Raw genomic sequence first — 24,745 nt, 5'->3', positions numbered from 1 at the left:
GCTGTCGATCTCGCGCGAAATCGTGCCGAGCCGAGCGGGTTGTCAGCGGCCGTCGCCGGTGATGACCGCGACGGCCTGCTCGCGGGCGGACTCGTCGACCTCGGGGATCTGGAAGCTGCGGCTGCGAATGTGGGCCACCAGCCCCGCCTCCGGCGCGACGCCGTGCTGGCGCAGGTAGTAGCCGACCGCGCCGGGCCAGATCCAGCTGCCGTCGGTGTGGAAGGTCATCGGCACCGCCGGGCTGCGGTTCGGGTCCAGCCGGTCCGTGTCGTAGCTGCGCGCGGCCAGCACGACCGGGGCCCGCTCCAGGTACTCCGCCACCTGGTCGAGCTCGGCCGGGTCGAGCCCCGGCCGCTCGGTGATCGGCCGTCCGCCGTCGTCGAAGACCTCCGCGGTGCGCAGCCCCGGCCCGGTACTCGGCGGCGCCAGCCAGTCCGGCGTGCCCGCTGCGGGGCGCGGGTAGCGGCGCAGCTCTTCGGCGAAGGCTTCGGGTGGGGGAGCGACGCGCCAGTTCGGCTCGTAGTCGCCGTTGAAGTCGACGGTGTAGCTACCCGGTCGCTGCAGCCGGTAGAGCGCGCTGATCCAGGTGCCGCGGTCGGGCTGGTACATGCCGTGGCGCAGCTGCACGAACAGACCAGCGACTTCGGTGGGCACGGCCAGCGGGACGACCGTGCCGTTGGGGGCGAGCAGTTGCGCGACGAGTTCGTGGTGGTCGCCGAGTTCGCGGTATTCGACGGTGGCCTCCTGCCAGCCGGGAGGGAGGGAGCGCACGATGACGCGGCCGATCTCCTGGATCAGCTGCTGCTGCGCGACCTCGTCCAGCGATCCCGGTCGGTCATGGGGTCCCGGTTGGCTCATGCCTGCATCCTCCCAGTAGCGCGGGAACCGTGGGAGCCGTTTCGGCCAAGTTCCGGTCCGGTTCGCGCGGCACCTTCGTACGTCTTGACCGGAAGCTTAAGACTCCGTCCGGGTGATCGGTCGCGGCCGAGTTGATCACGTTTCGCCACAACTTGCGCACCCTCGAACTCCCAGGTAACCGGGGGACACGCACCCGTTCCGGCGACGTAACGAGAGTACTGAGCGCAGATTGTTGACAATCTGACGAGCCGCCGTTTAATTTCGAGCCATTCCGGCCGGACATGGGAGGTGGGCTATGCGAACCGAGTCTTACCGCAATCCCCGCCCGGCTCGATGGTTGTCTTCTTCCTCGCTTTGGCTGCGACATCACTGACCGAAGTCTTCGGCAGTGCCGGTGACCGCCGCGGGTGCCCCGCAGGTCGTCGCAACATCGATCACTGATGGATCCCGGGCGTGCGCGCCCGAGTCAGGTATGCGCTCTGAGAGGAGGTTCGGCCCGTGGCACTCGTCGACCGCGACCCGCTGATGAGGGTGATCTGGACGGACTCGGTGACCGGCTGCAACGGTTACTTGGTCGTGCACAGCCTCGTGTCCGGTCTCGCCACCGGCGGGACTCGGATGCGTGCCGGCTGCACGCTGTCCGAGGTGGAGGCACTGGCCCGAGGCATGGCGCGCAAGACTGCCGTGTTCGACCTGCCGGTCGGCGGCGCCAAGGGCGGCATCGACTGCGATCCGAAGGATCCCGCCGCTCGCGGTGTGCTGAGCCGTTTCGTGCAGGCGATGCGGCCGTGGCTGGATGCGCACTGGGTGACGGCCGAGGACCTCGGGGTGCCGCAGCACCTGATCGACGAGGTGTTCGCCGAGGTCGGACTGCACCAGTCCTACCACGCGGCGATCCGCCGGGCGCCGGACGCGGAGCGCACGCTTCGCCGGGTTCGCGCCGGGCTCAACGCGCCTGTGCCGGGCGGCTTGCTGCTCGGCGACGTGGTCGGCGGCTACGGCGTCGCGCAGAGCTGCCTGGGCGTCGTGCACGCCCGCGGCTGGGCGCAGGAGGAGACCACAGTGGCCGTGCAAGGCGTCGGCACGATGGGCGGCGGCACGGCCTACTACCTGCACGAGGCGGGACTCAAGGTCGTTGCGCTTGCCGACGCGGCGGGCACCCTGTTCCACCCAGACGGGCTGGATGTCCCAGCGCTGCTGGAAACCCGCGACCGCTTCGGCGAGATCGACCGGGCCCAGGTGCCGCCGGACGTCCAGCGGCTGCCGCGCGAAGCCGTCCTCTCCGCCGAGGTGGACGTGCTGATCCCGGCCGCGGTCTCGTTCACGATCAAGGCGCCGCAGGTGCCGGAGGTCGCCGCGAAGGTGATCATCGAGGCGGCCAACACCCCGATCACCCCGGATGCGGAGGAAATGCTCGCGACGCGCGGCATTCCGGTGATCCCGGACTTCGTCGCCAACGCCGGTGCGGTGGCTTGGGCGTGGTGGTTGCTGCTTGGGCGGGTCGACGCCGATCCGGTGCTCTCGTTCCAGGTGTTGCGCGAGGAGATGCTGGCGAAGATCCCGCCGCTGCTGGCGGCCTGGGACACCGAAGGGCACACGCCGCGGACCGCGGCCTTGCTGCTCGCCGAGCGTCGGAACGAGGAGAATCGGGCCGCCGAAGCGGCCGGTCGCGGGCTGCTGAGCATCCCCTGACGACAGCGGTTTCGAGTTGCTGCGGCTGCGGGTTGCCACGTTGCTGACATGGTGCAATCGATGTGTGACAACCCGCAGTCGGAGTGCTAGCGTTGCGGTGGTTGCAGTTTTGGTCACAGCAGTACTGGAAAGTGCCTGCCAGAACGCAGGCACTTTTTTTGTGCCGTGGTGCTCCGCAGCTGCGTCGGGCACCGGGTGATCAGCTCGGCGACCGGGGGTCTGCGCAGTGTTGACCCTGGCCAGCAGAATCAGGAGAAACAAGGAATGGCTACCGGTAAGGTTAAGTGGTTCAACGCGGAGAAGGGCTACGGGTTCATCACCCCCGACGGCGGTGGCGCTGACGTCTTCGCCCACTACTCCGCGATCCAATCCACCGGTTTCCGCACGCTGGAGGAAGAGCAGCGGGTGGAGTTCGAGATCGCTCAGGGGCCGAAGGGTCCGCAGGCCGCGGAGATCCGTGTGATCTGAACCAGGTCGTGCCGGACAGGCATGACGACGCATCGGAGAAAGCTCTGATGCCGCCTCCGATGGGCGGCAGATCCGGGCCGCCTGCGGTGCCGGTCTGCCGCCGAGGAGGACAACCTTTTTCACTCATCAAGGGGTACGCCGCCGGGGTACGCTTCCAGCCCGCTGACGTTTAACCCGGTGCGAGGTCGATGTGCCCCTGCGTGTGGTTGTCGCCGGTGCGACCGGCGTGGTCGGGAGAACACTGCTTCCGCTGCTACGGGACCGCGGTCATCACGTGACCGCGCTCGTCCGCCACGTGGACCGGCTGGACGGCGCGGCTGCGGCCGACGACGTCGCAGTCGCCGACCTGTTGGATTCGGCCGGATTGCGCCGCGAATTGCGCCGCGTCGGGCCGGACGTGGTCATCGACCAGACGTCCGGCTTCGGAAGAGCAGAGAAGAGCAGACCAGGACGAGGGCCTGCGCCGTACCGCGCAGTTGCGCGAGTGCGGGTCCCGGAACCTGGTCGAGGCCGCCGTCGAGGTGGGCGCGCGGCGCATCATCGGTCAGAGCATGACCGCCGCCTACCGTCCGCACGGACACGACGTGCTGGACGAGGAATCGCCACTGTGGACAGACGCGCCGGGCTGCTGGGGCGACGCGGTCCGAGCCCTTGCAGCGATGGAAGAAGCGGTGCTGACCTGTCCGGACATTGAGGGCGTCGCGCTGCGCTACGGCGCGCTTTATGGCCCGAACACCCACTACGCGCCGGGCGGGGCGATCCACGCGCGGGTCTGCGGCAGCGCGCTGCCGCTGGTGGACGACGGTGTCGGCCTGACGTCGTTCACCCACGTCGACGACGCGGCCGGGGCAGTGCTCGCGTTGGTCACCGGCGGTGAGCCCGGCATCTACAACGTCGTGGACAACGAGCCCGCCGAATCGATGGAATGGTTACCGGCCTACGCGCGGATGGCGGGCGGCCCGGCCCCGGTTTCGCTGACGGTGGACCAGGCCAGGGCGCAGCTGGACTGGTTGACCGTGCACCAGCTGACCGAGCAGCGCGGTGCCACCAACTTCCGATTACGCGAAACACTGGGCTGGCGGCCGATGTGGCCGAGCTGGCGCGAGGGATTTGCCGCGTTGTTCGGACTTTGGCCCGGCTAGTCGTGAGGAAACCGCGGCGTCGTCCGGCGGGCCCATGATCGTTCCAGCGCGCGAGCAAGCGCACACTCCGGTCCGGTGGCTGGGAGATCCGGGCTGGCACGGGTTAGGTTCAGAAGTAAGATCATGCCCCCTCGATGCCGGAGACGAGAGCAGCCGATGACCGCCACTGACGTGCACCCGCTGCAGGAGCTGTTGCCGGAAGGCAGCGTGTTCGACGACGTCGACGTGCTGGAGGCCCACCGCAGGGACCGGGCCACCTTCTGCCCGGCCGGAAAACCATCGGTGCTGGTCCGTTCGCGGTCCACTGAGGACGTCGCGACGACGCTGAAGTGGGCGCACGAGAACCGGGTTCCGGTGGTGCCGCAGGGCGCGCGCTCCGGGCTGTCCGGCGCGGCCAACGCCATCGACGGCTGCATCCTGCTCTCGCTGGAGAAGATGGACCAGATCGTCGAGATCGACACCGACGAGCAGATCGCCGTCGTGCAGCCCGGTGTGGTCAACGGCGTGTTCGCGGCGAAGGTCGCCGAGCACGGGCTGTTCTACCCGCCCGACCCGGGTTCCCGCAGCATCTCGACCATCGGCGGCAACGTGGCGACCAACGCCGGGGGCATGTGCTGCGTGAAGTACGGCGTGACCGGCGACTTCGTGCGCGGCCTGGAGGTGGTGCTCGCCGACGGCCGGGTGATGCGCACCGGCCGCCGCACCGCCAAGGGCGTCGCCGGCTACGACCTGACCCGGCTGATGGTCGGCTCCGAGGGAACCCTCGGCGTGGTCACCGAGGTGACCGTCGCGCTGCGGCCAGCCGCAGCGCAGCCGCTGACCGCGGTCGCGTTCTTCCCGACGATCGCCGACGCGGCCCGCACCGTCGCCGGATACCTGGGGGAGGGCTACCGGCCGTCGGTGCTGGAGTTCATGGACGCCCCGACGGTGCGCGCGGTGCAGCGCATCGCAGACCTCGGCTTCCCGGACGGCGTGGCAGGAATGCTCCTCGCACAGTCCGACCGCGGCGAGGCCGCACCGGCCGACCTGGCGGCCTTCGAGCGCGTGGCTCGTTCCTTCGCCGCCACCGAGGTGGTCGTCGCGGACGACCCGGCCGAGGGCGAGCTGCTGATGCAGGCCCGGCGGCTGGTCGGGGACGCCCACGAGAAGCTCGGCCTGTCGATGCTGGTCGACGACGTTTGCGTGCCCCGGCGGCGGCTGGTGGACCTGGTCGAGGGACTGGGGAGGATCGCGGAGCAGCACCGGGTTCAGGTGCTGTGCGCCGGGCACGCCGGCGATGGCAACATGCATCCCGTCGTCGCCTTCGACGCCGACGCCCCGGGCGAGGCGGTCCGCGCGCAGCACGCGTTCGACGCGATCATGGAACTGGGTCTGGAGCTCGGCGGCACTATCACCGGTGAGCACGGCGTCGGCCACCTCAAGCGGCGCTGGCTGGGGGAGGAGCTCGACGATGCGAGCCTGTGGACCCAGCGAACGATCAAGAACGCCCTCGATCCCCACGGCATCCTCAACCCCGGCCGAGTCCTCCCCGACCCGGCGTGAGGCGATTTCAATGAAAATCAGCGCGCCGATTTCCATTGAGCCCGTTCTGGCCGATCCGCAGCCGCGATGCTGGAAGCCCCATCGGTTCGGGGTAGTCGCGAGCGGCGTAGCCCGCCTTGGCCCACCTCGTAACTGGCACCACCGCGGGTTCTCAGCGGCCTTCTCGAGAGGACAGCCCGGACGCACGTTCGTACGCGTGTCCGGGCTCCCACAGCGGAGAAGGCCGCTGAGGTTCCGCTACCCGCCACCGCTACGTCGGTGGGCCGGTCAGTCGTGGTCGTAGGAGTCGTCCACCGGGACCGGGCGGTGCTGGTCGGCGAGGTCTGCGGGGTCGGCGTCGAGGGGGACCTCGATCTCTTCCGGCTCTTCCTCGTCGGGCACTTCCTCGGCTTGGCGCGCCTGTTCGGCGGCGTCGGCTTCCGGGGTTTCGGGGTTCATCGATTCCTCCAGTCGGTTGCTGGTCGGATCAACCGCAACGGTAACGAGCCCGGCCGCGCGGCGCGCGGCTCACGGCGACAACCGCGCAAGCTGGTCGCCCAGGTCGTGCAGCCGGGGGAGGTTCTCCAAGCGGCGCAGCCATGACTGCGGCCAGCCAGCGGCGCCGCGCACGGCCCCGGCGAGCGCCGCCGCCATGCTGGCGATGGTGTCCGTGTCGCCCCCGGCCCGGATGCATTGTCGTACCACGTCGACCGGGCTTTCGGCGTGGCCGAGGAATGCCCACAGCGCCAGCGGCACCGAATGCGTGGCCCGCACGTCGTTGCCGAGTTCCTCGGCGGCGCGGTGCGGATCCCGGTGCCCGAGCAGTGCGGCGACCGCTTGCAGCCGCCGCACCCACTCCGGTTCGTGGATGACGTGGGCCAGCTTGCCCAGGAAAGATTCCGGGTCGAGCGACCCGCGGGTGTGCAGGGCCAGGTATGCGCTGCAGGCCTGCACCGCCGCGCCTTCCTGCCCGTCGGGGTGGCCATGCGTCACCGATGCCGCGCGGCGGCCCAGTTCTGCGGCGTGGTGGGCGCTTTGCGCGGCCAACGCCACCGGCGCGCATCGCATCGCGGCGCCGTTGCCGAACGAACCCTGCCCGTGGAACATCGACACGGCCGCATCCCGCCACGGCACGCCCGAGTTGAGCCGCCCGAACAGATCCGCCGCCGACGTGGCGAATCCGCGCCACGGTTCTCGGTTCCAGGCGCAGGCGAGGGCGGCGGCGAGCTCGCCCTCGTTCAGCAGATGCCCACCGAGGCGGGCACGCTCCAGAAGATGTTCGGCCACGGCGATGGTCAGCGCGGTGTCGTCGGTGTAGCGCAGCTGGAGGTTGGAGTGCTCGAACTCCCGCAAGGTCAGCTCGCTGACCGATGGCTTGCCTTCGAACGGGGCGCCCATTGCGTCGCCGAGTCCGACTCCTGTGAACAACCCGCGGGCGCGTTCGTGCGCCGACGCGGGACCGGTCGAGTTCACCCGCGACCTCCCGAGGACACAGGTTGTTTGTGTCAACGGTACGCCCAGCGCGGGGGAACGGACGTGGTCAACTTCGCCCGCCGGCCGCCTCCCATCGGATGGCATCTGCCTCGAACGCGCGTTGTGGGAGAAATGTGTTGGACGTCCTGGGCACCCTGATCGTCTTGTCCGCAAGGGCCGTCTTGGCCAGCTGGCGGTGGTCCCGTCCGCACGGCGCAGAGCGCACAACCTCGTTGCGGCATCCGGGTTTCTGGCTGCTCGCGGTGTCGGCGCGATCTACCTGAACCAGGTGTTGTGCACGGTCTACCTGATGCGGGTGTGGCACGACGATCCGACCTTCATCGCGCGCTGCTTGCCCACCGGCTGGCTCGACCTGGCCGACGACAACCCGCTGATCAAGTGGCTGGCCGAGGCGTGGCCGCGTCCGGAACTGCCGTCGTGGAGCCTGTTGCGCGTGCGGGCCGGGGATCACGGCGGTCTGAGTGTTGTTGGCTGGTTCCTGGTGTTCTTCTTCGCGCCCGCACTTCCGATCCACTACGGGATCTCCTTCGGTACCGCCGTTATGCCGGCAACAGGGGCCCGCTCACCTGTGGCGTTCAGCCGATGGATCGGTCCGCGTACTCCGGCGCGGGCTCGGCCAGGCCGGCGAACCGCTCCGCCACAGCCGTCGGGAACGGCGTCGTGCCGCCCTTCTGACCGTCCACGTGCAGCGCCATGATCTCCTCGGTCGCCACCAATGCGCGACCTCGAAGAACTCCGCTGCCCACTGCACCGCCCACGGCTCGGTCCGCTCGCCGCCGACGACCTCGACCAGCGGGATGATGTACGGCGGGTTGAACGGGTGCGCGACCACGAGCCGCTGCGGCGTCGGGCAGTCCACCTGCATCTCGGTCATGCCGTAGCCGGAGGTGCAAGACGAGACCACGACGCCCACCGGGGTCGCCGCGTCGATGCGAGCCAGCAGATCCCGTTTGAGCGCAAGGTCTTCCGGCGCGCTCTCCTGCACGAAGTCGGCCTCGGCGACGGCTTCTTCCAGCGCCGGGGCTGTGCAAGCGGCGTAGCCGCTTGCGGCGTGGGGACTCAGCTCGCACCGCGGCGGGTTCTCAGACGTCTCCTCGGGAGGACAGCCCAGCCGTTCGGATCAACGCTTCTCGAGGCCGAACTGTTCGCGGGCCTGGTCCGGGGGTGGCGACCTTCGTGCCCATGCCCTCGACGATCGTCACCGCGCGTTCGACCAGCTGTCCGTTGGTGGCCTTGACGCCCCGGCTCAGATAGAGGTTGTCCTCCAGGCCGACGCGGACGTTACCGCCCAGCGCGGTCGGGGCCGTCCACCGGCTTGAGCGGGTCGTCGACGTCGATGACCAGGTCGCCGCCCATCCCTGCGGTCAGGTTGATGACCACGTCGATGCCGGTCTCCTTAATCCGCTCCACCACCTCGCGGTAGAGCGACACGTCGCGGGAGCCCTGCCCGGTCTCGATGTTGCGGACGTGGATTTGCGCCACGGCCGCGCTGGCCGCGGCGGCCTCCACCGCGGACTTGGCGATCTGTTCCGAGGGTGACCGGGACGAACTCGCTCTTGCCGGTGGTGTCACCGGCGCCGGTGAGCGCGGCGTGATGATCACTTCGTCGCCCATCGGGCTCTCCTTTCCGTGGGTGTGGCCGATCGCCCGGGTGCGCCGGAATCCACGCACGGTGGATTTTTCACTTCAATGCCGGACGATCTCGCGCTCGACGAACTCGCGCAGCACCCGGCGCATCCGCTCCACCGACCGGCCGGGCCGCCCGGCGAGCACCTGGATGCCCAGCCCGTCGATGAGCGCGGTCAGCGTCACGGTGAGCTCTTCCGCGTCGGTGTCGGTGAACGCGCCCTGCTGCTGGCCCTGCCGGATGGTGCGGGCGATCGTGTCGTGCCAGCGCGTGTAGGAATCGCTGTGCAGCACCTGGAGATCCGGGTTCAGGGCGCTCTCGGTCCACACCTGCAGCCAGATCGACCACTCCGCGCGCAGCAGGCCCGGCGTGGGCAGTTGGAGCTCCACCAGCCGCAGCAGGCGTTCGTAGGCGTCCTGGATGCTCTGCAGTTCGGCGACCTGCCGGTCGAAGGCCAGCCGCACCGAGTAGCGCAGGGTCTCGGTGAGCAGGTCGTTGCGGCCGGGGAAGTAGTAGTGGATGGTCGCGGCGCTGGTGCCGCAGGCCTTGGCGACGTCGGCGACCCGCACCGAGTGGTAGCCGCGCTCGGCGATCAGCGTCCAGGCGGCGTCGAGGATCTGCTGGTACCGGCCCGCTTCGCGGAGGTCGCCCGGTTCGCGCTCGGGCCGTGCGGTGCGCTGCGGCGCGGCAGCAGCCGTCTCGACGTTGTCGCCGCCGTAGATCAGCCAGTTCACCGTGACACCGGTGAGCCCGGCGATCCGGGTGAGCTCGACCGGGGTGAACCGGCGGATCCCGGTCAGCGACTTGGAGAGCTTCGTCGGATCCAGTCCGATCCGCTCGGCGAAGGCACGCTGGCTCCCCGGATACTTGCGCAACACGTCGCGCACCCGCTGGCGCAACGCAGCCGTCGTGTCCTGCACGGGACGGAACGCTAACAGTTCATTGCGATAATCGCAATGAACTGTGCGTGTTGCGATCCCGGCTGTTTGCCGTGGGATGCCTCTCAGTGGAGCAACATTCCTAGCTAATCGCATTAACGCGGCCCGTGGCGACGATCGCGCATGGAGTGGGTTGTGATTGATAAGTCAGTCGGTCGCAATGCCGGTGCGAGTCTCGGATGGTGCGAGCGTAGAACGAACGTGCTGAGCTGAACTCGTGAACAGCACCAGGCCAGTGGCGAAGACCGCCGAGGAGCAGGAGAGCGCGCGGCGCTGGCGAGTGCTGGCCATCTGCTTAGTCGCCGGATTCATGACCCTGCTCGACGTCAGCATCGTCAACGTCGCGCTGCCGTCGATCCAGCAGGGGTTGGACGCGCCGGCGGCGGCGCTGTCGTGGGTGGTCTCCGGCTACGCCCTGACCTTCGGGCTGGTCCTGGTGCCGGCCGGTCGGCTCGGCGACGACCGGGGCCGGAGCCGGATGTTCCTGCTGGCGCTGGCGGCTTTCACGCTGGCCAGCGCGCTGGCCGGATTCGCGTTGACCCCGCTGTGGCTGGTCATCGCCCGCCTGTTGCAGGGGGTGGCTGGCGGGTTGCTCAACCCGCAGGTGCTCGGCCTTATGCAGCAGTTGTTCCACGGCCGCGAGCGCGGCAAGGCTTTTGGCCTGTTCGGCGCGGTGGTCGGCATCTCGACGGCGATCGGCCCGCTGCTGGGCGGCTTGATCATCCAGCTCGCCGGGCAGGAGCACGGCTGGCGCTGGGTGTTCTTCGTGAACCTGCCCATCGGTATCGCGGCGGTGCTCTACGGGCTGCGGGTGCTGCCGCGCGACGGCGCGCGCGAACAGTCCCGCAGCCTCGACCTGGTCGGGGTGCTGCTGCTCGGCGGTGGCCTGCTGTGCCTGTTGTTGCCGCTGGTCGAGCAGGAAGGCGGCTGGGGAGCGTCTCGTCGCCGTGGTCCTCCTGGCGCTGTTCGTGGCGTGGGAGTACTGGTATCGGGCGAGGGGGCTCGCTCCGCTGGTGAACCTGCGGCTGGTGTAGAGCTACTCGTTCGGCGCAATGCTGGGGCTGCTGTACTTCGCCGGATTCACCAGCATCTTTTTCGTGCTGGCGGTGTACTTCCAGCGCGGCCTCGGCTATTCGGCGCTACAGGCCGGACTGGCGCTGACGCCGTTCGCGGTCGGCTCGGCGGTGGCGTCGGCCCTCGGCGGCCGGATCGTGCACCGGATGGGCCGACGACTGGTGATCATCGGCTTAGCGGCGGCGCTGCTCGGCCTGCTGGCGACGGACCTGCTGCTGGCCACGCACCCGGGAGAGGCGGCCGGACTGGTAACGGCGCTGCCGCTGCTGATCGCCGGAATCGGCAGCGGCCTGGTGATCTCGCCGAACCAGACGGTGACGCTGAGCGAGATCGACGCCGCCCACGGCGGGACGGCGGCGGGAGTCCAGCAGACGGGCCAGCGCATAGGCTCGGCTGTGGGCACGGCGGCGGCCTCGGGCCTGTTCTTCGGCACCCTAATGACGAGCGGCTTCGACGCGGCGATCTCGGACGGCCTGATCGTCTCGGTCGGCTTCGTCACGGTCGCCCTGGTCGTAGCCCTCGCCGAAGTCGTACTGGCGAGGCGCACCGTTTCCGCTGCTGAACCCGATATTTAACCTTTCTGGTTCTTCTGCTTCTTTGGCGGTTTGGCGGTTTGGCGTGGTGCGGGGCCGGTCTGGGAGCCTGTGGGGCGTCCTGCGCCGGGGCCGGAGTTTCTAGGCACACGGGCGGGGTTTGCGGTGTTGCAGCTGAGGTGACTGGGAACGCCCCCGTGAAGGTCGACGTCGTGGCCTGGCGCGGCTCCCGCGAAGACGCAGCTGGCCAACCGCTCTGCAGCACGGGCAAACGCTGCCGTGGACGCCAGCCGATCCCGGCTACTACCTCTACGCCGACCGCATGAAGGAGTCTGACGTGGCAGGCGAAACCAGCGTCACCGTGGTCGGTTTCGTAGACCGCACTAACGGCGCTGTCGGCACGCTGCGTCGCGCCGGGTGAGCACCAAGGGGGCGTCCTCGGTGATGGCAACCGTGTGCTCGGAGTGCGCCGTACGCGAGCCGTCGGCCGACCGGATGGTCCAACCGTCGGTGTCGTAAACGATCCGGTCGGTCGTACGCGCGAACCAGGGTTCGAGCGCGAGCGTCAGCCCCGGCCGAAGCGTCAGGCCGCGGCCTGCCCAGCCCTTGTTGCAAACGTGGGGTTCCTCGTGCATGGTGCGGCCAAGACCGTGACCACCGAACTCGGTGTTGACCGGATAGCCGTAGTCGCGGGCCACCGCCCAGATCGCCGCCGAGATGTCACCCAGGCGGTTGCCCGGACGTGCCACCTCGATCGCCGCCTCCAACGCTTCCTCGGTGGCACGGATGATCCGCAGGTCCTCCTCGGCAGCAGTGCCAACGACGACCGTGCGCGCCGAGTCGGCCACCCAGCCGTCGATGCTGACCGCGAGGTCCGCGCTGAGCACGTCCCCGTCGCGCAGTGTGTAGTTGTGGGGCAAGCCGTGCAGGACGGCGTCGTTGACCGAGAGGCAGATGACGTTGCGGAACGGGCCCTTGCCGAAGGACGGGGCGTAGTCCCAGTAGCACGACTCCGCCCCGTGCCGTTTGATCATGCCGCGCACGTGGTGCTCCAGGTCCAAGAGGTTGACGCCCACGTCAGCGAGCCGGCCGACCTCGGAGAGCACCTCGGCGACAAAACGCCCGGCCACGTGCATACGTTCTATCTCCGTAGGCGTCTTCAGTTCGATCACAAATACCTCGCGTCGTCGGTGACGGTATAGTTATACCAGTACCGTACATGTTCCCGGTATAGAAATACCAGCCCGTCCGGTCACGCGGCCCCTGCGTGGCCAGACGGCGTGCTCGCCCCCAATGCATGGCGCCGCCAACACGGTGTACCTGCCGCGCCGCCGATGCCCCACGCAGAGCCGGCCTGATTTCGCTCCTCCCGGCGCGTCGCTGCAGCTCGGCCTCTTGATCATCTTCTCTGGGCGATGTGGCATGTTCTTCGGCTGTGTCACCGGATCGTTGGACGCTGGTCGAGGAACGGGACGTCCGGTCTTTGGGCGTGCCGAAGGCGGGTTCGTTCGAGCGGCTCGACGAACCCGCGGCAGCCTGGCCGACAGCTCCTAGCGTCTGCTGCCGGCCTGACGGTTCGGCCTCACTTCAGGTGCCGGGCGAAGAAACGGTTCCCGTCGTCCCCCTCGAACTGCGGGACGCCGGTGTGCCCGCCCATATTGGCGTGCAGTGTCTTCTCCTTGGAGCCGAAGGCATCGAACAGGTCCAGGGCCAGCTGCCGGTCGTTTCCTTCGTCGTCCCACTGCAGCAGGACCTGCAGCGGAATGGTGACCTGCCGGGCGTCCTCGAACATGGTGCGGGGCACGAAACTCCCGGCGAACAGAAGGGCGGCCGAGATGCGCGGCTCGACCACCACCAGCCGGATGCCGATGGCGATCACCCCTCCCGCGTACCCGACCGGGCCGCCGATCTCGGGCAGCGAAAGGAGGGCATCCAGGACGGCCCGCCATTCCGGGACCGCCTTTTCGACCAGTGGGAGGACGAGCCGGTCGACGATCTCGTCGTCGACCCGCTCACCGGCGTCCAGCGCCCGGTGCAGGTCGGCGCGGGCCTTTTCGGTGGCGGCAGAGCGGGGCCGGTCACCGCTCCCGGGGAGCTCGATGGTGGCCGCGGCGAAGCCCTCCGCGGCGGAGTGCCTGGCCCGTGCCACCAGTCGGGGGTACATCTTGTGCAGTCCGCCGGGGTGGCCGAGCAGGATCAGCGGGGCCGGTGCGGATGCGGATCCGGGCGTCCACAGGATGCCGGGGATCTCGCCGAGGGTGAATTCGCGCTCGAAGACACCGTCGTCGAGGCGCTGTTCGGAAGTGAATCGCATGGTCGTGCCTTTCGGGAGTGCTCGCAAACGGCGCTCCCGGACGACCTATCGCCCGACCGTGACCCCGGAGGGGAGCACCCATGTCGATACGTTCACGGGTACCACCTCCTCTTTCTCTCGCACGGCCTCCGGAAAATTAGCAGTGGTCGCCGTAGTCCGCCAACAGGTTTTTGCGGAGGCTCCAGGGCCCGCCGCGAAGGCGGCCACGCCCAGCCGGCAAGATCCAGCGGACTCACAGCCGCTCGCTTGACAAGTGCAGAGAAGCTGGATTCGCTGCACCAGCGGGAGCCCGAGATGGACTACTCGACCTTGGACAGCTGTCCCGCTCGCTGGCCGGCCTGTTCTGGGCCAAGATCGATGCCCTCGCCCCCGGCCAGCCGGACCTGCGGATCAGCGCCTCTGCAGACGGTTGCGCGAGGCGCCATGCCCGATCCCGGACGGCGCGCTGCACAGGGGCATCTCCGTCAACGGCGGTGCAAGGAGTGAATGGACCGCGCCAACCGCTTCCGCCGGTGTTCGTGGCCCATCTGGAAGACCGCCACGTGGCCCGCCGAGCCCGCGCCGATCACGAGGCATGGTTCGGTGAGGTTGAAGGCATCGACCTCACCCTCACCTTCCTCCGGCAGAAACGAAGGGAGACCAAGCGCCTGGCCCGCATCGCGCCGGTCGACCTCGGCATACCCGTCATCACAGCGCCGCGATGACCTGAGTTGCCGGCCGAACCAGATCGGTGAGCACCCGCTTCGCGGCGTTTCAGGATGTTTGCCTGTCCGGCCGCGCGCCAGCCCACTGTCCACAATCGAGCCGCCTCATGGGAATACCCGGCTCTACCAGTTGGATCTTGAGCGTGTGCGGCGCGCGGCGCGGCTCGACGATTCCGTGTGGTTTACACGGTTACGGGCGGCTTTTTCCGGCTGGCTGCATCGAGGAGCAGTTTCGCGGCCACCGTCGCCCCGTCGGCTCGGATCGTGCCGGCCACGGTCCTGGCTCGCGTTTGGGTCTCGCTGGTCAGGGCCGTGGTGAGCGCGGCGGACAGGGAGTCGACGGTCGGTGTCGAGCCCTCGTGTGCCGCGCCGATGCCCAGCTCGGCCACTCGGGTGGCCCAGTACGGCTGGTCCGCGATCTGGGGCACGATCACCTGGGGCGCACCGGCTCGGGCTGCCGTCGTGGTGGTGCCCGCGCCGCCGTGGTGCACGACGGCGGCCACCCTGCGGAACAGTGCCTGCTGGTTGACCTCGCCGAGGACGAAGCAGTCGTCGGCGTCGTCGATCGGGGTCAACTCGGCCCAGCCGCGGGCGAGGACGACCCGGCGGCCCTGCGCGCGGACCGCCTCGATGGCCACCCGGGCGATGCCTTTCGGGGCGTGCGCGGCCATGCTGCCGAAGCCCACGTACACCGGTGGCGCGCCGGTGTCCAGGAACGCCTTCAGCCCGTCCGGGAGCGGGCGTTCGTCGGGCAGGATCCACGCCCCGGTCTGCACGACGTCGAGGTCCGTCGTGCCTTGCGACGGACACAGTGTCGCGTCCGCCGCCAGCCACGGCTGGCCGGTGAGGACGTGGTCGCGGACGTTGTCCACCGGTGGCAGGCCGATCGCCGCCCGATGGCTGTTGAGCGCTTCGCCGTACAAGGCGTTCACCCTCTGGGCGTCCTGCTCCCACAGCACCCGGTTGTCGGTCTCCTCCTGCGGGGACGGTGTGCCCGGCCGTCTCCCCGGAGGGAAGTGCCGCGACGGCAGCCCGAGGCGGTGGAAGCACGCGAGCACGTAGTGGATGCCCAGTTTCTCGGCCACGTCCCGTGCGCCAGCCGGCATCAGGCCGGTCGCCAGCAGCGCGTCACATCCCTCGGCCGCCGCGGTGAGCGTTTCGAACCGCGCGGCGACCAGCGCGGGAGCGAGCTGGAACGCGTCTTGCGCCCTCGGTGGCTTCGGGTTGGCGACGACCGAGTGCACCGTCGGACCGAGCGGTACCAGCGGCACGCCGACACGCTCCAGCAGCTTCGCGAACTCCTTGTCCGGCGGCGCGCACACCCGCGCCTCCGCGCCGAGTTCCCGCAACGCCACCGCGAGTCCTGCCAGCGGTTCGACGTCCCCGCGCGATCCCCACGTCGTCAACAACACACGCACTTCGCAACTCCCCATTTCCGCAGGTTCTGGCATTCGGCCGGTCATTCTGAGGTACGACCCGGGTCTTGCCGCAAGCCCCCCAGTCCGCTATATGTTGAAAGTGGCAGGGTGTGGGGTCTTCTCGCCTTCATCACTTCTCCTCCACTCTGGACGGACAGCCTCCTCGCAACTCGGCGAAACATTCATTTGAGACCACAGGCGGGACCGTCACGGCATCGTCGCCGAGGTCGGCTACCGGGCCCAGGAGACGTCCAGCGCTGTCCTCACCCGGATGACCGGACACCAGCACGGGACTACCGCGCCACGCTCAGACGAAGCGTCGAACCAACCTACCGACGAATCGACCCGCAACCTCCGGTTCGGCGAGTTGTCTGCCGTGCCAGGCGCGGTGGGGGCCGGTGTTCATGATCGCTGTGACTCGGTCGCGGCGGGTTGGTGATTGTCTGCGGTTTCGTTTGGCTGGGTGGCTGTTGGGGGCGTGCAGGGCGATGTCGATGGCGGTGATCGTGGTGGTGTGCTCGGGGCGGTCGTCGTCGCGGTGGTGGTATCGGGACGTGCTGCTTTTGAGTTTGCGGGCGCTGTAGCGGGGTCGGCGGGTGGGCAGGAGGGTGTCGAGAACGGCTCGTCCGATCGCGCCGAGCAGGTCGACCGGTCCGGCGGGGCAGATGCCGCAGGCTGCGGTGAGCTGGTCGCGGGCGGTTTCCAGAGCGGTGGTGAAGCTGGCTCGGTCGGGGTCGGTGCCGGGGCTGGTTTCCACGGCGGTGACCATGGCCATGCGCAACAGTTGGTAGAGGACGAGCAAGGCCCAGACCTCCTGTTCTAAATAGGGGCATCGGATGAGGACCGGCAGCAGCTGGGCACCTCGGCGACCACCACGTTGTGCTACTTCTCGACGACGGTGACCTTGGCGGTTTCCCGTGGCGGCGCGTGCTCGGGTAGTTCCACGCTCCCGCCTTGGTGAGTGCGTGTGTCGCGAATCATGTCGCGCATCTCGCTCAAGAGTAGGGCTTGAGCGATCGTCGCCCAGTACAAAGCCTCATCCTTCGGTTTGATCTGTTCGGCGGCCGCCCGCGCGCGGGCAAGGGCTTGGTCTGGATCGGTGACGATCTTGCTGGTCTTCTTGTCCTTGGCCATAACCACGTCCTACCCGCTGCTGCGATCATCAACACCCGACGTCCATTGCCTGAACTCGTCAGTGCTCGCTCAGGGTGATTGGCGCGCTGGGCGCGATCTCGGTCGCCGCAGTAGCTCTGTTGCTGCTGGAGATCGTCGTTTCTCGCCAGGGGCGATGAGCTGCACCGTGGTGTGGCGATACCCGACTGGGGAAAGACGAATGGGCGTGACTGCATGACGGTGCAGAGAGGAGCATGACCATGCCACAACAGGGCAATGTCGTCGACGTCTTGGTCGCTGACCACCGACATGTCGATGAGGCGTTCCGTGATTACGAAAACGGCGGGCTGTCCGACCGGCAGCGGAGGGACCTCGTCGACCACATCATCACTGAGCTCGTCCGTCACTCCGTCGCCGAGGAGCAATACCTGTACCCCGCGGTCAGGCAGGCACTGCCGGACGGCGACCAGATCGCCGACCACGAGATCCATGAGCACGCTGAGGCGGAGCATGTCATGAAGCAGCTGGAGGGCATGGATCCCGCAGAAACAGAGTTCGATCAGCTCACCCGCAAGCTCATCGAGGACATCCGCCACCACGTCTCCGACGAAGAGAACGATCTGTTCCCGCGTTTGCAGCAGACGTGCAGCGCTGAGCAGTTGCGGGAGCTCGGCGCGCAGATCATCATGGCCAAGGACTCCGCGCCGACCCGTCCACACCGGACCGCCCGCCGGCGAACATGCTCCTGGACCCCGGCCTCGGGCTGATCGACCGGATGCGCGACGCCCTGGCCCGCCGTAGCAGGTGATCGCAGTCGTTAGGACGCCACGTCTGGCACGGTGGTGACCACGTCGAGTAGAGCGATGATGTCCTGCTTCAGCGCGACCCCGGCGAGTAGGAGCGCTTCCGGACCCGGATGTACCGGATCAACCCACAGCATGACGCACCGTAGGAATGGACGCTGCGAGCTGCTGCTACCCGCTGGCAAGCAGGCCAGCCGACTTATACCTTCGGCACGCGGCGGTCATCCCATGTGAAACGCCTGTCCCCTTCGCCCAGCTGAGACCGTGAATGCCTGCCGGGGCAGGGATCGCCGGCGCTCCTGCAGCAGGGATTGCAGGACGGCCGCCGCAGCCGTGGCCCCATTCCGCAGGTTCTGATATCCGCGATTACAGCGTGTGCGACGGCGTGCGTTGTGGGCTGGCGTGCTTCACGCGGGGCTCGAAGACCACGTAGGTGCGGCCGGTTTCCGGGTCGACGTTGGCAACTGGGGAAGGGCAGATATTCCAACCTTGCGCAATTCTCCCGGTCCTCAAGATCGGCATGATCGAGTTCCGGTCGTTCGTCGAGCGGACCGCACTGCGCCCGGTCCGCTGACGTCCACGTCCGAGCGGGCCGGGTTCACTGGCGGTGCGGGTTCAGCGCGCGCTGGTGTTCGAGAGACCGCGCCGGGTATGGCGGCCGTGAACGACCAGTCGGCCGGGTGGATGTAGCCCCATCCGGCCATGCCGGGACCGCAGACCATCAGGGTGAGCGTGCGGCCCGGGTCGACCGCGGCCGCGCGGATTCGCGACACGACGGTGGGCGCGCATGCCTCTGTCCGGGTGAATGTGCTCGCTCTGAGACAACGACGTCTCCGATCCGGGCAGTGTGTGCGGGGCCCGGAACGGCCCGGGCACCAATCGGACGAGAGGGAAATGCCAATGAGATTCACCCGACGGGCAGCGCGAGGCGGGCTCGCCGTCGCTGCCGCGGTGACACTGGCGACCACCGGTGCCGTGGCCGGACCGCAGGCTTCTGCCGTTGAGGCCTGCAGATCTAACGGTCTGTGTCTGTACTACAACACCGGATTCACCGACATGCACTTCGTGACCGAGAGAACCGGAGCCGGTTGTTGGGGGCTCAACGCTTTTGGGCTCGATGAGCACGTCAACTCTTACGTCAACAACCTGCCCGTGACCGTGTATATGCGGCGTGTCAACTGGGATATCGCTTGGTCTATCCGCCCTGGTGGCAGCAGTTCGAACAGCACACCATTCGTGGGCGAGGCCTACGTCTGCACCTAGCGAGGAGCCGCTTCAGTCGGAAATCGCTGGGGTGGCCTGCTGCCGTGTGGGCCACCCCAGCGCCGAACAGGCCCCGATCACCTTCGCCCAAGACATGCCACGGTGACACCGGCGCCTGGGTCAGTACTAGGGGTTCCGCGATCGGGCGAAGCGGGAAGCCGAGCGGTTTCGGCTCGCCACGGACTCGGAGTACTGGCTGGCGATCTGCGTCAAGTCGCGCGAGGACAAGGAACGGTTCCTGCGCAACGCGAAGCTCATGGGCATCGGCGACAAGGACATGGACGGCTACGCCGTGGCCCGAGTGCTCGGTGTGCCGATGGATGAGGAGTAAGAAGAGGAGGTAGCACGATGCGTCGTGCGTTCTCCGTTAGTGGCACGATGATTCGCGGGGCCGCTCGTCGGCTCGGCATCCGCTCACCGGGCGCGGCTGGTGGCCGCAGCTCCGGTACCTAATCCCCGCCGACGCGCCGAAGCCTCCCCGCCCTGCGACTGCTCACCTGGCGAGGGCTTCGTCGTCTCCACCCGACTGCAGAGGAGGCAACCGTGGGCGCACGCGGAACGAAGACGAAGCCGACGGCGCTCAAGGTGCTGCACGGCGACTGGTCGGATCGGATCAACAACGAGGAACCGGTTCCGGGGTGTGCCGCCGCCCGAGAGCCTGTCCGAGGATGCCCGAGCGGTCTGGGACCGGCTAACGCCCAGCCTGATCGCGGTCGGCGTGCTGACCCCTTGGGACACCGACGCCTTCGTGATCGTCTGCGAAGCGCTCGCGCGGTACCAACAGGCGACCAAGCTCGTCAACGGCTCCAGCCTCAGGCGGTTGGACACCATGAACATCTTGGCAGCCCCCTTGCTCATCGCGATTGAAATCCAGGTCCGCATCGTCGAATAGGCCTGTCTTCTGGCCACGCACGGCCATGCCGACCGGTGCTATGCATCTTGTGTCATCCGTTCGTTCCCCGCGTCGGGCGACTCGAACCCCGTTGGTGGCAAGACGAATTGACTTCGTAGCCGTCCCAGCGGTGGCCCGGCGCGTACGGCTGATCGATGCCGCTGTACTCGTTAGGCCGCCTGGGGTTTTGCGGCTCGTTCTTCGGTGTGCTTGTCGTCTGGTCCGCTGCCGGGTAGTGCGAGTCTGATGAGTTTGCGGGCGACGGACCCGAGCTGTCGGTGCAGGGGTCCGGTGTTGTAAGGCAGTCCGTAGCGGCGGCAGGCGTCGCGTACCTCTTCGGCGATCTGGGGGTAGCGCCGTGCGGGGATGTCGGGGAACAGGTGGTGCTCGATCTGGTGGCTGAGGTTGCCGGAGAGCAGGTGGAACAGCCTGCTGCCGGTGATGTTCGCAGAGCCGAGCAGCTGGCGTACGTACCATTGCCCGCGGGTTTCGTTCGCGGCCTCTTCCTCGGTGAAGGTAGCGACGTCGTCTGGGAAGTGCCCGCAGAAGATGATCGAGAAGCCCCATAGGTTACGGACCAGGTTCGCCGTGGCGTTGCCGGCGAAGGTGAGCGGGGCCAGCGGGCCGGTCAGTGCGGGGAACAGCAGGTAGTCCTTGGCCACTTGGCGCAGCGCCTTGGCGGCCATCTTCTTGGCGTCGGCCGAGACCTCGTCCCAGCCCTTCTCCCCGGAGACGACCCGTTCGGCCTCGAGGTCGTGCAGCATCACGCCCCACTGGAAGATCACCGACAGCAGCGCCGCGTAGACCGGGTTGCCCAGGTAGTAGGGGGTCCAGCGCTGCTCGGGGGTGACCCGCAGGATCCAGTAGCCGATGTCGCGGTCCTTGCCGACGATGTTGGTGTAGGTGTGGTGGCCGAAGTTGTGCGAGCGTTTCCACAGCTCGGCAGGTGCGACGAGATCCATTTCGAAGGTTTGGGAGTTGAGTGCCTCGTCGCGCAGCCAGTCGTATTGGCCGTGCAGGACGTTGTGGCCGATCTCCATGTTGTCGAGGATCTTGGACAGGGACAATGCCGTGACGCCGCCGAGCCACGCGGGTGGCAGGAAGCCGGCGAAGAGCAGGCTGCGGCCGGTGACCTCCAGCACGCGCTGCGCGCGGAGGACCTGGCGGATGTACTCGGCGTCCTCGGTGCCGAGGTCGGCGACGATGCGTTGGCGCAGCGCGTCCATCTCGGCGCCGAAGGCGTCGCACTGCTCGGGTGTGAGGGCAGGCGTGTTATGCGGCATAATGACTCCTTTCAGGGCGGTAGGCGGCTACAGGTCGACGGCGACGTCACCCACGGGCACGGTGGAGCAGATCTGGATCTCGGAGTCCGGATCGGTGGACAACTCACCGGTGTGCAGGTGCCGGACGCTGCCGGTCGTCTTGCGGCTGGTGCAGGTGAGGCAGATGCCCATCCGGCAGCCGAACTCGGGGTTGAGGCCAGCGGCCTCGGCCTGCTCGAGCAGGGTCTCGCCGGTGTTGGCCACCCGGTGGCGGCTCCGGGTGAAGCACACCTCGCCGTAAGGCTCGCCGTCGTCGGCGGGCAGCGCAGGCGTGGGTGCGGTGAACTGCTCGGTCTGCAGCGGCACGCTGATCCCGGTGCGCTCCCAGTGCGCGCGGACCGCGTCGACCAGTCCGGCAGGCCCGCACACCCACGCCGCCGAGTCGGAGCCGAGACTGGGCAGGTGCCTTGCATCGAACCGGCCGGCGAGCTCGCCGCCGCTGTCGCGGGTGTAGGCGCGCAGCAGGCGCAGCCCGGGGTGCGCGGCGGCCAGCGCCGCCAGTTCGTCGAGGTAGGCGACGTGGGCAGCGCTGCGGGCGTAATGCAGGAAGGTGACCCGTCCGGCACCGTCCACCGCGCAGAAACCGTCCTGGCACAGCGTGCGCAGCATCGACATCACCGGTGTGATCCCACTGCCACCGCTGATCAGCAGAATGTGCTCAGGACGGTAGTCCGGCAGCGTGAAACCGCCCTGCGCCTGCGACAGCCGAACCACAGTGCCGGGCCCGGCGTCGGAGTGCAGATAGCCGGAAACCAGGCCTTCCGGCTCCGCGGCAACGGTGAGTTCCAGCAGCCCGTCGGGGCAGTGCGCCGAACAGGCCAGTGAGTAACAGCGAGTCCGACGCACCCCGTCGATCTCGATGGTGACCGCAACATGCTGTCCAGCGCGGAAACCCCGCCAGTTTCCGTTCGGCCGCAACAACAGCGTGACGCTGCCAACAGCGGGGCGCCGCACATCGACGATCTTGGCCCGCACCTCGCGCAGCGACCACATTGGGTTGAGCATCTCGAGATAGCGGTCCGGGCTATGCGGTGCCGTCACCGCCTCAAGTAGTGGGACCGCGACCCGGTGCAACGATGCTCGCCCGAGTGCGGTCACAGACGCTACCACCACAGATCTTCTCCTGGGGCTCGGCTCGGGCGTGTCCAAGGATCAGGCTAAGGACGTCGAGGTTCCCGCGCAGCTCAGCGCGCCGGGCATTTACATCCTTTCGCTGCGGTGTTACCTGGTCTGCGCGAGGACGCGGGCGAAGGCCTACAGACCTGTAACCGGGCCGCATTGCGGGCGGCAAGGTGGACAGTCCGGGGGTACAAAAGGGGGGTGCAGCCCGGGTTCGGTTTCGGTGTGGGGCGGATGTGCTGTTTCGGGTGACTATGTACTCGTTCAGGTTGTATGTGGCGGGGCAGACGGAGCGGTCTCAGGCTGCGGTGGCGAACTTGCGGTTGTTGTGCGAGTCCATGGTTCCCGGCCGCTACGAACTTGAGGCGTCGACGCCGCCGAACGCGCGGAGGTGGCGGCGGAGGAACGACCGGGGTGTACTTCAGCCAGATCATGAACAAACCCATGTCCGCAGCGCTGTCGTCCAGTCCCGACCGGTGCGCACGCACCAGCGGAGGAACAACGCGATCCCGCCCGCGTACGCCTTGGTCGTCGACTCGGCCCGGTCCCGGCCGAACCGCAGCTCCCGCAGGAACCTATCGGCCACCGGCTCGACGTTCAGCCCGTCGTCAATCACTGTCCAATACCGGCTGCCCGAGGGCATCCGCACTCGAAACGCTCGCACTCTGTACCTTTGTTCCTTCTTGATCAGCAACAAGGAGCCACAGAGCTACACCCCCAAAGAACCGTCGCAGGACCGGCCACGCGGGCGGTCAATGCAACATCACACGACAGACTGACGAATCCCTGAGAAGCCCAACGCGAAGGATGGCTCGGCGAAGTCGAGGGACTCAAAATCAGCCTCGCCGGAGCCGAACAGAAACTCTCCCAACTCGACGAAATGACCACACGCGCCGTGACCGTCCACCTCGGCATGCCCCACTTTTCCGACCTGGTCGGCCGCACCGTCACCACCGACACCAAAATCCTTTGACCAGGCCAAATATGCGAGATTGCTAGTTCAGAGAACACTTGCTGCGCCACAGTTTCCGTTATGCCTCCCGTAAGGACTGGAGCGCGATCGCCAAGGACCTCAAGCCGGTCTACACCGCGCCCTCGGAGCAAGCGGCGCTGGACCGGTTCGCCGAGTTCAGCGAGAAGTGGGAGGCCCGGTACCCGGCGATCGTGCGGCTGTGGACCAACGCGTGGGCGGAGTTCGTGCCGTTTTTGCAGTTCGACACCGGAGATTCGCACGATCATCTGCACGACCAACGCCATCGAGAGCATCAACGCGCGCATCCGCCGCGCGGTGAACGCTCGCGGCCACTTCCCCAGCGAGCAGGCTGCCTTGAAGTGCGTCTATCTCGCAATCATGAGTCTTGATCCCACCGGGACGGGCCGCAAGCGCTGGTCCAACCGCTGGAAGAAGGCCCTCAACGCCTTCGAGATCACCTTCGACGGACGCCTGTCCGCCGGACGCCGATAGAACCGAAATCAACAGTTACACCGAAAACTTGACAGCCCCGGAAAAGTGGCTAAGTAAGCTAGGACTCGGGCTTAGCCGGGGCCTCGAGGAAGTCCTGCAGGGCGGCTGCGAGCGCGATCGCGGCGTCATGGTGCCTGTACCGAGGATCAACTAGGTATTTGACTGTTCCGTTGGGGCCGAGCTCGACGATTGAGTCGAACCACATCACGTTGACGAGCCGAGAACGGCCGTCGATGTGGGTGAGTTGGTTCCGGATGGTCCGAAGATCAGGGATCTGTGAGTCGAACGCGGCGAGGGCGATCTTGATCGGCTCGGGTTCGTCGAAGACGCGGAGTACCGCGCGGGTGAGGTCCTGCAGCCGCGCAAGCTCGTAGACGTAGTAGTCGAGGTCCTGCGACGGAGTTCCCCTGAGGTCCATGAGCCCCGGGACCCGCTGGGGGGCGGCTTCGGTCCAGGCGAGGATGCGGCTCCGCTGGAGCTCCAGGCCAGCTTTCACACGAGCTAGACCCTGCTGGAAGTTCGGCCGCGCCGATTCGGCTTTGACCGAGCTGGACATCTCCGCACTCCCTCTTCCGGCACGTTCGCATTACCAGGATTGTCGTCGTTCGTATCGAGCGGCCTGCATCCGGCCTGCCGCACCCGCCACTCCCGGATGAGGCCACGGCCAGCGGTGGCGCTGCGGCTCGCGTAGTGCTTCAAAAAGGGTTCGCTGGTTGTGAGCTGGGGTTTCGTCGGGCCGTCAGGCTGCTTGGCGGTACTCGTTGATGAGTCCCGCCACGGCTTTTCGGCGTTCGATCCGAGCTGTCGGCAGCGGTATGACGTTCGGGTCGTCGAGGGGTGCCCGCTGGTCGTGGGCTTGGTGGGGCCGATGGGTGTTGAAGTGGCAGGCGTGTTCCTGGCGGATCTTCTCCGCGTGACCTCTGTCGAAGGTCAGCACTCGGTTGGTGCTCTCTTCGCGAACGGAGCGTATGAATCGTTCCGCGTG

The 24,745-nt window shown here is 67.8% G+C and carries 27 protein-coding genes and 4 pseudogenes; 12 read left to right on the top strand and 19 right to left on the bottom strand.

The window, feature by feature from the left end; translation table 11 throughout:
- Nucleotides 1–42: 42 nt before the first annotated feature.
- Nucleotides 43–858, bottom strand: coding sequence for a hypothetical protein (locus SSPN_RS0127800; protein WP_010311472.1), 816 nt, complete (start codon nt 856–858; stop codon nt 43–45).
- 498 nt (nt 859–1,356) lie between these two features.
- On the opposite strand from SSPN_RS0127800, the gene SSPN_RS0127795 reads away from it, so the two are divergent.
- The 5 genes and pseudogenes from SSPN_RS0127795 to SSPN_RS0127780 all read left to right on the top strand — a co-directional run bounded on the left by SSPN_RS0127795 (nt 1,357) and on the right by SSPN_RS0127780 (nt 5,702).
- On the top strand, nt 1,357–2,550 hold the full coding sequence (locus SSPN_RS0127795; protein WP_010311470.1) for a Glu/Leu/Phe/Val family dehydrogenase: 1,194 nt from the start codon (nt 1,357–1,359) through the stop codon (nt 2,548–2,550).
- Nucleotides 2,551–2,814: 264 nt separating this feature from the next.
- On the top strand, nt 2,815–3,018 hold the full coding sequence (locus SSPN_RS0127790) for a cold-shock protein (protein WP_010311468.1): 204 nt from the start codon (nt 2,815–2,817) through the stop codon (nt 3,016–3,018).
- Between the two features lie 190 nt (nt 3,019–3,208).
- A pseudogene (locus SSPN_RS61815) lies at nt 3,209–3,388 on the top strand (NAD(P)H-binding protein); the annotation flags it as partial.
- 106 nt (nt 3,389–3,494) lie between these two features.
- Nucleotides 3,495–4,160: an NAD-dependent epimerase/dehydratase family protein gene (locus tag SSPN_RS46165; protein ID WP_010311467.1), complete on the top strand. Its 666-nt coding sequence runs from the start codon at nt 3,495–3,497 to the stop codon at nt 4,158–4,160.
- Nucleotides 4,161–4,316: 156 nt separating this feature from the next.
- Nucleotides 4,317–5,702, top strand: coding sequence for an FAD-binding oxidoreductase (locus SSPN_RS0127780; protein WP_010311465.1), 1,386 nt, complete (start codon nt 4,317–4,319; stop codon nt 5,700–5,702).
- A gap of 267 nt (nt 5,703–5,969) precedes the next feature.
- Here SSPN_RS0127780 and SSPN_RS57895 read toward each other — a convergent pair whose 3' ends face one another.
- The 6 genes and pseudogenes from SSPN_RS57895 to SSPN_RS0127755 form a co-directional block, all read right to left on the bottom strand.
- Nucleotides 5,970–6,140 carry a hypothetical protein gene (locus SSPN_RS57895; RefSeq protein WP_010311463.1) on the bottom strand — a complete coding sequence of 57 codons (171 nt, stop codon included), beginning with the start codon at nt 6,138–6,140 and terminating at the stop codon, nt 5,970–5,972.
- A gap of 69 nt (nt 6,141–6,209) precedes the next feature.
- The gene (locus SSPN_RS46160) at nt 6,210–7,154 is read right to left on the bottom strand and encodes an ADP-ribosylglycohydrolase family protein (RefSeq protein WP_010311460.1); all 945 of its coding nucleotides are present in this window, start codon (nt 7,152–7,154) and stop codon (nt 6,210–6,212) included.
- 748 nt (nt 7,155–7,902) lie between these two features.
- A pseudogene (locus SSPN_RS52150) lies at nt 7,903–8,196 on the bottom strand (3-hydroxyacyl-CoA dehydrogenase NAD-binding domain-containing protein); the annotation flags it as partial.
- A gap of 61 nt (nt 8,197–8,257) precedes the next feature.
- Nucleotides 8,258–8,467 (bottom strand): 3-keto-5-aminohexanoate cleavage protein, encoded by a 210-nt coding sequence (locus SSPN_RS62250; protein ID WP_337466376.1) that lies wholly within the window; start codon nt 8,465–8,467, stop codon nt 8,258–8,260.
- A complete protein-coding gene (locus SSPN_RS62245) occupies nt 8,457–8,789 on the bottom strand; it encodes a 3-keto-5-aminohexanoate cleavage protein (protein ID WP_010311457.1) in 333 nt (110 codons plus the stop codon). The genes SSPN_RS62250 and SSPN_RS62245 overlap by 11 nt, the downstream gene beginning before the upstream one ends.
- Nucleotides 8,790–8,861: 72 nt before the next feature.
- A complete protein-coding gene (locus tag SSPN_RS0127755; protein ID WP_010311456.1) occupies nt 8,862–9,722 on the bottom strand; it encodes a TetR/AcrR family transcriptional regulator in 861 nt (286 codons plus the stop codon).
- Between the two features lie 328 nt (nt 9,723–10,050).
- On the opposite strand from SSPN_RS0127755, the pseudogene SSPN_RS60450 reads away from it, so the two are divergent.
- Both SSPN_RS60450 and SSPN_RS60445 read left to right on the top strand, forming a co-directional pair.
- Nucleotides 10,051–10,515: pseudogene (locus tag SSPN_RS60450) on the top strand (MFS transporter); the annotation flags it as partial.
- Nucleotides 10,516–10,792: 277 nt separating this feature from the next.
- Nucleotides 10,793–11,389 (top strand): MFS transporter, encoded by a 597-nt coding sequence (locus SSPN_RS60445; protein WP_237710754.1) that lies wholly within the window; start codon nt 10,793–10,795, stop codon nt 11,387–11,389.
- A 341-nt stretch (nt 11,390–11,730) separates the two neighbouring features.
- Here SSPN_RS60445 and map read toward each other — a convergent pair whose 3' ends face one another.
- Entirely contained in the window at nt 11,731–12,519 is a 789-nt protein-coding gene (map, locus tag SSPN_RS0127745; RefSeq protein WP_029535775.1) for a type I methionyl aminopeptidase, read from the bottom strand.
- Nucleotides 12,520–12,929: 410 nt separating this feature from the next.
- Complete coding sequence (locus tag SSPN_RS0127740; RefSeq protein WP_010311454.1) at nt 12,930–13,661, bottom strand: alpha/beta hydrolase; 732 nt, start codon at nt 13,659–13,661, stop codon at nt 12,930–12,932.
- A 482-nt stretch (nt 13,662–14,143) separates the two neighbouring features.
- On the opposite strand from SSPN_RS0127740, the gene SSPN_RS0127735 reads away from it, so the two are divergent.
- Nucleotides 14,144–14,365 carry a recombinase gene (locus tag SSPN_RS0127735; protein WP_202798918.1) on the top strand — a complete coding sequence of 74 codons (222 nt, stop codon included), beginning with the start codon at nt 14,144–14,146 and terminating at the stop codon, nt 14,363–14,365.
- 182 nt (nt 14,366–14,547) lie between these two features.
- On the opposite strand, the gene SSPN_RS0127730 is transcribed toward SSPN_RS0127735, so the two are convergent.
- The 3 genes from SSPN_RS0127730 to SSPN_RS0127720 all read right to left on the bottom strand — a co-directional run bounded on the left by SSPN_RS0127730 (nt 14,548) and on the right by SSPN_RS0127720 (nt 16,917).
- Nucleotides 14,548–15,783, bottom strand: a complete 1,236-nt coding sequence (locus tag SSPN_RS0127730; RefSeq protein WP_029535774.1) for a glycosyltransferase — start codon at nt 15,781–15,783, stop codon at nt 14,548–14,550.
- Nucleotides 15,784–16,090: 307 nt separating this feature from the next.
- Nucleotides 16,091–16,585 carry a hypothetical protein gene (locus tag SSPN_RS0127725; RefSeq protein WP_010311447.1) on the bottom strand — a complete coding sequence of 165 codons (495 nt, stop codon included), beginning with the start codon at nt 16,583–16,585 and terminating at the stop codon, nt 16,091–16,093.
- A gap of 80 nt (nt 16,586–16,665) precedes the next feature.
- Nucleotides 16,666–16,917, bottom strand: coding sequence for a hypothetical protein (locus SSPN_RS0127720; protein ID WP_010311445.1), 252 nt, complete (start codon nt 16,915–16,917; stop codon nt 16,666–16,668).
- Between the two features lie 233 nt (nt 16,918–17,150).
- Between SSPN_RS0127720 and SSPN_RS46145 the strand changes: the two genes are divergently transcribed.
- A complete protein-coding gene (locus SSPN_RS46145; RefSeq protein ID WP_010311443.1) occupies nt 17,151–17,663 on the top strand; it encodes a hemerythrin domain-containing protein in 513 nt (170 codons plus the stop codon).
- Nucleotides 17,664–17,713: 50 nt separating this feature from the next.
- Here the strand turns inward: SSPN_RS46145 and SSPN_RS61810 are convergent, their stop codons facing one another.
- Nucleotides 17,714–17,836, bottom strand: coding sequence for a hypothetical protein (locus SSPN_RS61810; RefSeq protein WP_010311441.1), 123 nt, complete (start codon nt 17,834–17,836; stop codon nt 17,714–17,716).
- An 814-nt stretch (nt 17,837–18,650) separates the two neighbouring features.
- On the opposite strand from SSPN_RS61810, the gene SSPN_RS55545 reads away from it, so the two are divergent.
- Nucleotides 18,651–18,962 carry a peptidase inhibitor family I36 protein gene (locus tag SSPN_RS55545; protein WP_143539652.1) on the top strand — a complete coding sequence of 104 codons (312 nt, stop codon included), beginning with the start codon at nt 18,651–18,653 and terminating at the stop codon, nt 18,960–18,962.
- A gap of 640 nt (nt 18,963–19,602) precedes the next feature.
- A complete protein-coding gene (locus tag SSPN_RS52145; RefSeq protein WP_010311437.1) occupies nt 19,603–19,854 on the top strand; it encodes a P27 family phage terminase small subunit in 252 nt (83 codons plus the stop codon).
- Between the two features lie 170 nt (nt 19,855–20,024).
- Here SSPN_RS52145 and SSPN_RS0127700 read toward each other — a convergent pair whose 3' ends face one another.
- From SSPN_RS0127700 to SSPN_RS57125, 4 genes are all read right to left on the bottom strand, one after another.
- Nucleotides 20,025–21,137 carry a fatty acid desaturase family protein gene (locus tag SSPN_RS0127700; protein ID WP_010311434.1) on the bottom strand — a complete coding sequence of 371 codons (1,113 nt, stop codon included), beginning with the start codon at nt 21,135–21,137 and terminating at the stop codon, nt 20,025–20,027.
- 27 nt (nt 21,138–21,164) lie between these two features.
- Nucleotides 21,165–22,289, bottom strand: coding sequence for a ferredoxin reductase (locus SSPN_RS0127695; RefSeq protein WP_044575019.1), 1,125 nt, complete (start codon nt 22,287–22,289; stop codon nt 21,165–21,167).
- A 436-nt stretch (nt 22,290–22,725) separates the two neighbouring features.
- Nucleotides 22,726–22,959: a hypothetical protein gene (locus SSPN_RS0127690; protein WP_203218562.1), complete on the bottom strand. Its 234-nt coding sequence runs from the start codon at nt 22,957–22,959 to the stop codon at nt 22,726–22,728.
- A gap of 99 nt (nt 22,960–23,058) precedes the next feature.
- A complete protein-coding gene (locus SSPN_RS57125) occupies nt 23,059–23,277 on the bottom strand; it encodes a hypothetical protein (protein WP_158309661.1) in 219 nt (72 codons plus the stop codon).
- 26 nt (nt 23,278–23,303) lie between these two features.
- Here SSPN_RS57125 and SSPN_RS46135 point away from each other — a divergent pair.
- Nucleotides 23,304–23,760, top strand: a pseudogene (locus tag SSPN_RS46135) (transposase); the annotation flags it as partial.
- A 58-nt stretch (nt 23,761–23,818) separates the two neighbouring features.
- On the opposite strand, the gene SSPN_RS46130 reads toward SSPN_RS46135, so the two are convergent.
- Together SSPN_RS46130 and SSPN_RS0127665 are read right to left on the bottom strand one after the other, a co-directional pair.
- On the bottom strand, nt 23,819–24,316 hold the full coding sequence (locus SSPN_RS46130; protein WP_010311422.1) for a hypothetical protein: 498 nt from the start codon (nt 24,314–24,316) through the stop codon (nt 23,819–23,821).
- Nucleotides 24,317–24,499: 183 nt separating this feature from the next.
- On the bottom strand, nt 24,500–24,745 hold a 246-nt coding region (locus SSPN_RS0127665), incomplete at its 5' end, for an integrase core domain-containing protein (RefSeq protein ID WP_010311421.1).

This window comes from Saccharopolyspora spinosa NRRL 18395 (assembly GCF_000194155.1).
Lineage (GTDB): Bacteria > Actinomycetota > Actinomycetes > Mycobacteriales > Pseudonocardiaceae > Saccharopolyspora > Saccharopolyspora spinosa.
The sequence above is the reverse complement of the archived record's forward strand: the minus strand, read 5'-3'. Positions and strand labels throughout refer to the sequence as shown.

Excerpts from the sequence above, each read along its gene's own strand:
- SSPN_RS0127800 (WP_010311472.1), bottom strand. The coding sequence starts at position 858 with ATGAGCCAACCGGGACCCCATGACCGACCGGGATCGCTGGACGAGGTC.
- SSPN_RS0127790 (WP_010311468.1), top strand. The coding sequence starts at position 2,815 with ATGGCTACCGGTAAGGTTAAGTGGTTCAACGCGGAGAAGGGCTACGGG.
- SSPN_RS0127780 (WP_010311465.1), top strand. The coding sequence starts at position 4,317 with ATGACCGCCACTGACGTGCACCCGCTGCAGGAGCTGTTGCCGGAAGGC.
- SSPN_RS57895 (WP_010311463.1), bottom strand. The coding sequence starts at position 6,140 with ATGAACCCCGAAACCCCGGAAGCCGACGCCGCCGAACAGGCGCGCCAA.
- SSPN_RS62245 (WP_010311457.1), bottom strand. The coding sequence starts at position 8,789 with ATGGGCGACGAAGTGATCATCACGCCGCGCTCACCGGCGCCGGTGACA.
- SSPN_RS60445 (WP_237710754.1), top strand. The coding sequence starts at position 10,793 with ATGCTGGGGCTGCTGTACTTCGCCGGATTCACCAGCATCTTTTTCGTG.
- SSPN_RS0127740 (WP_010311454.1), bottom strand. The coding sequence starts at position 13,661 with ATGCGATTCACTTCCGAACAGCGCCTCGACGACGGTGTCTTCGAGCGC.
- SSPN_RS0127720 (WP_010311445.1), bottom strand. The coding sequence starts at position 16,917 with ATGGCCAAGGACAAGAAGACCAGCAAGATCGTCACCGATCCAGACCAA.
- SSPN_RS46145 (WP_010311443.1), top strand. The coding sequence starts at position 17,151 with ATGACCATGCCACAACAGGGCAATGTCGTCGACGTCTTGGTCGCTGAC.
- SSPN_RS61810 (WP_010311441.1), bottom strand. The coding sequence starts at position 17,836 with ATGCTGTGGGTTGATCCGGTACATCCGGGTCCGGAAGCGCTCCTACTC.
- SSPN_RS0127700 (WP_010311434.1), bottom strand. The coding sequence starts at position 21,137 with ATGCCGCATAACACGCCTGCCCTCACACCCGAGCAGTGCGACGCCTTC.
- SSPN_RS46130 (WP_010311422.1), bottom strand. The coding sequence starts at position 24,316 with ATGTCCAGCTCGGTCAAAGCCGAATCGGCGCGGCCGAACTTCCAGCAG.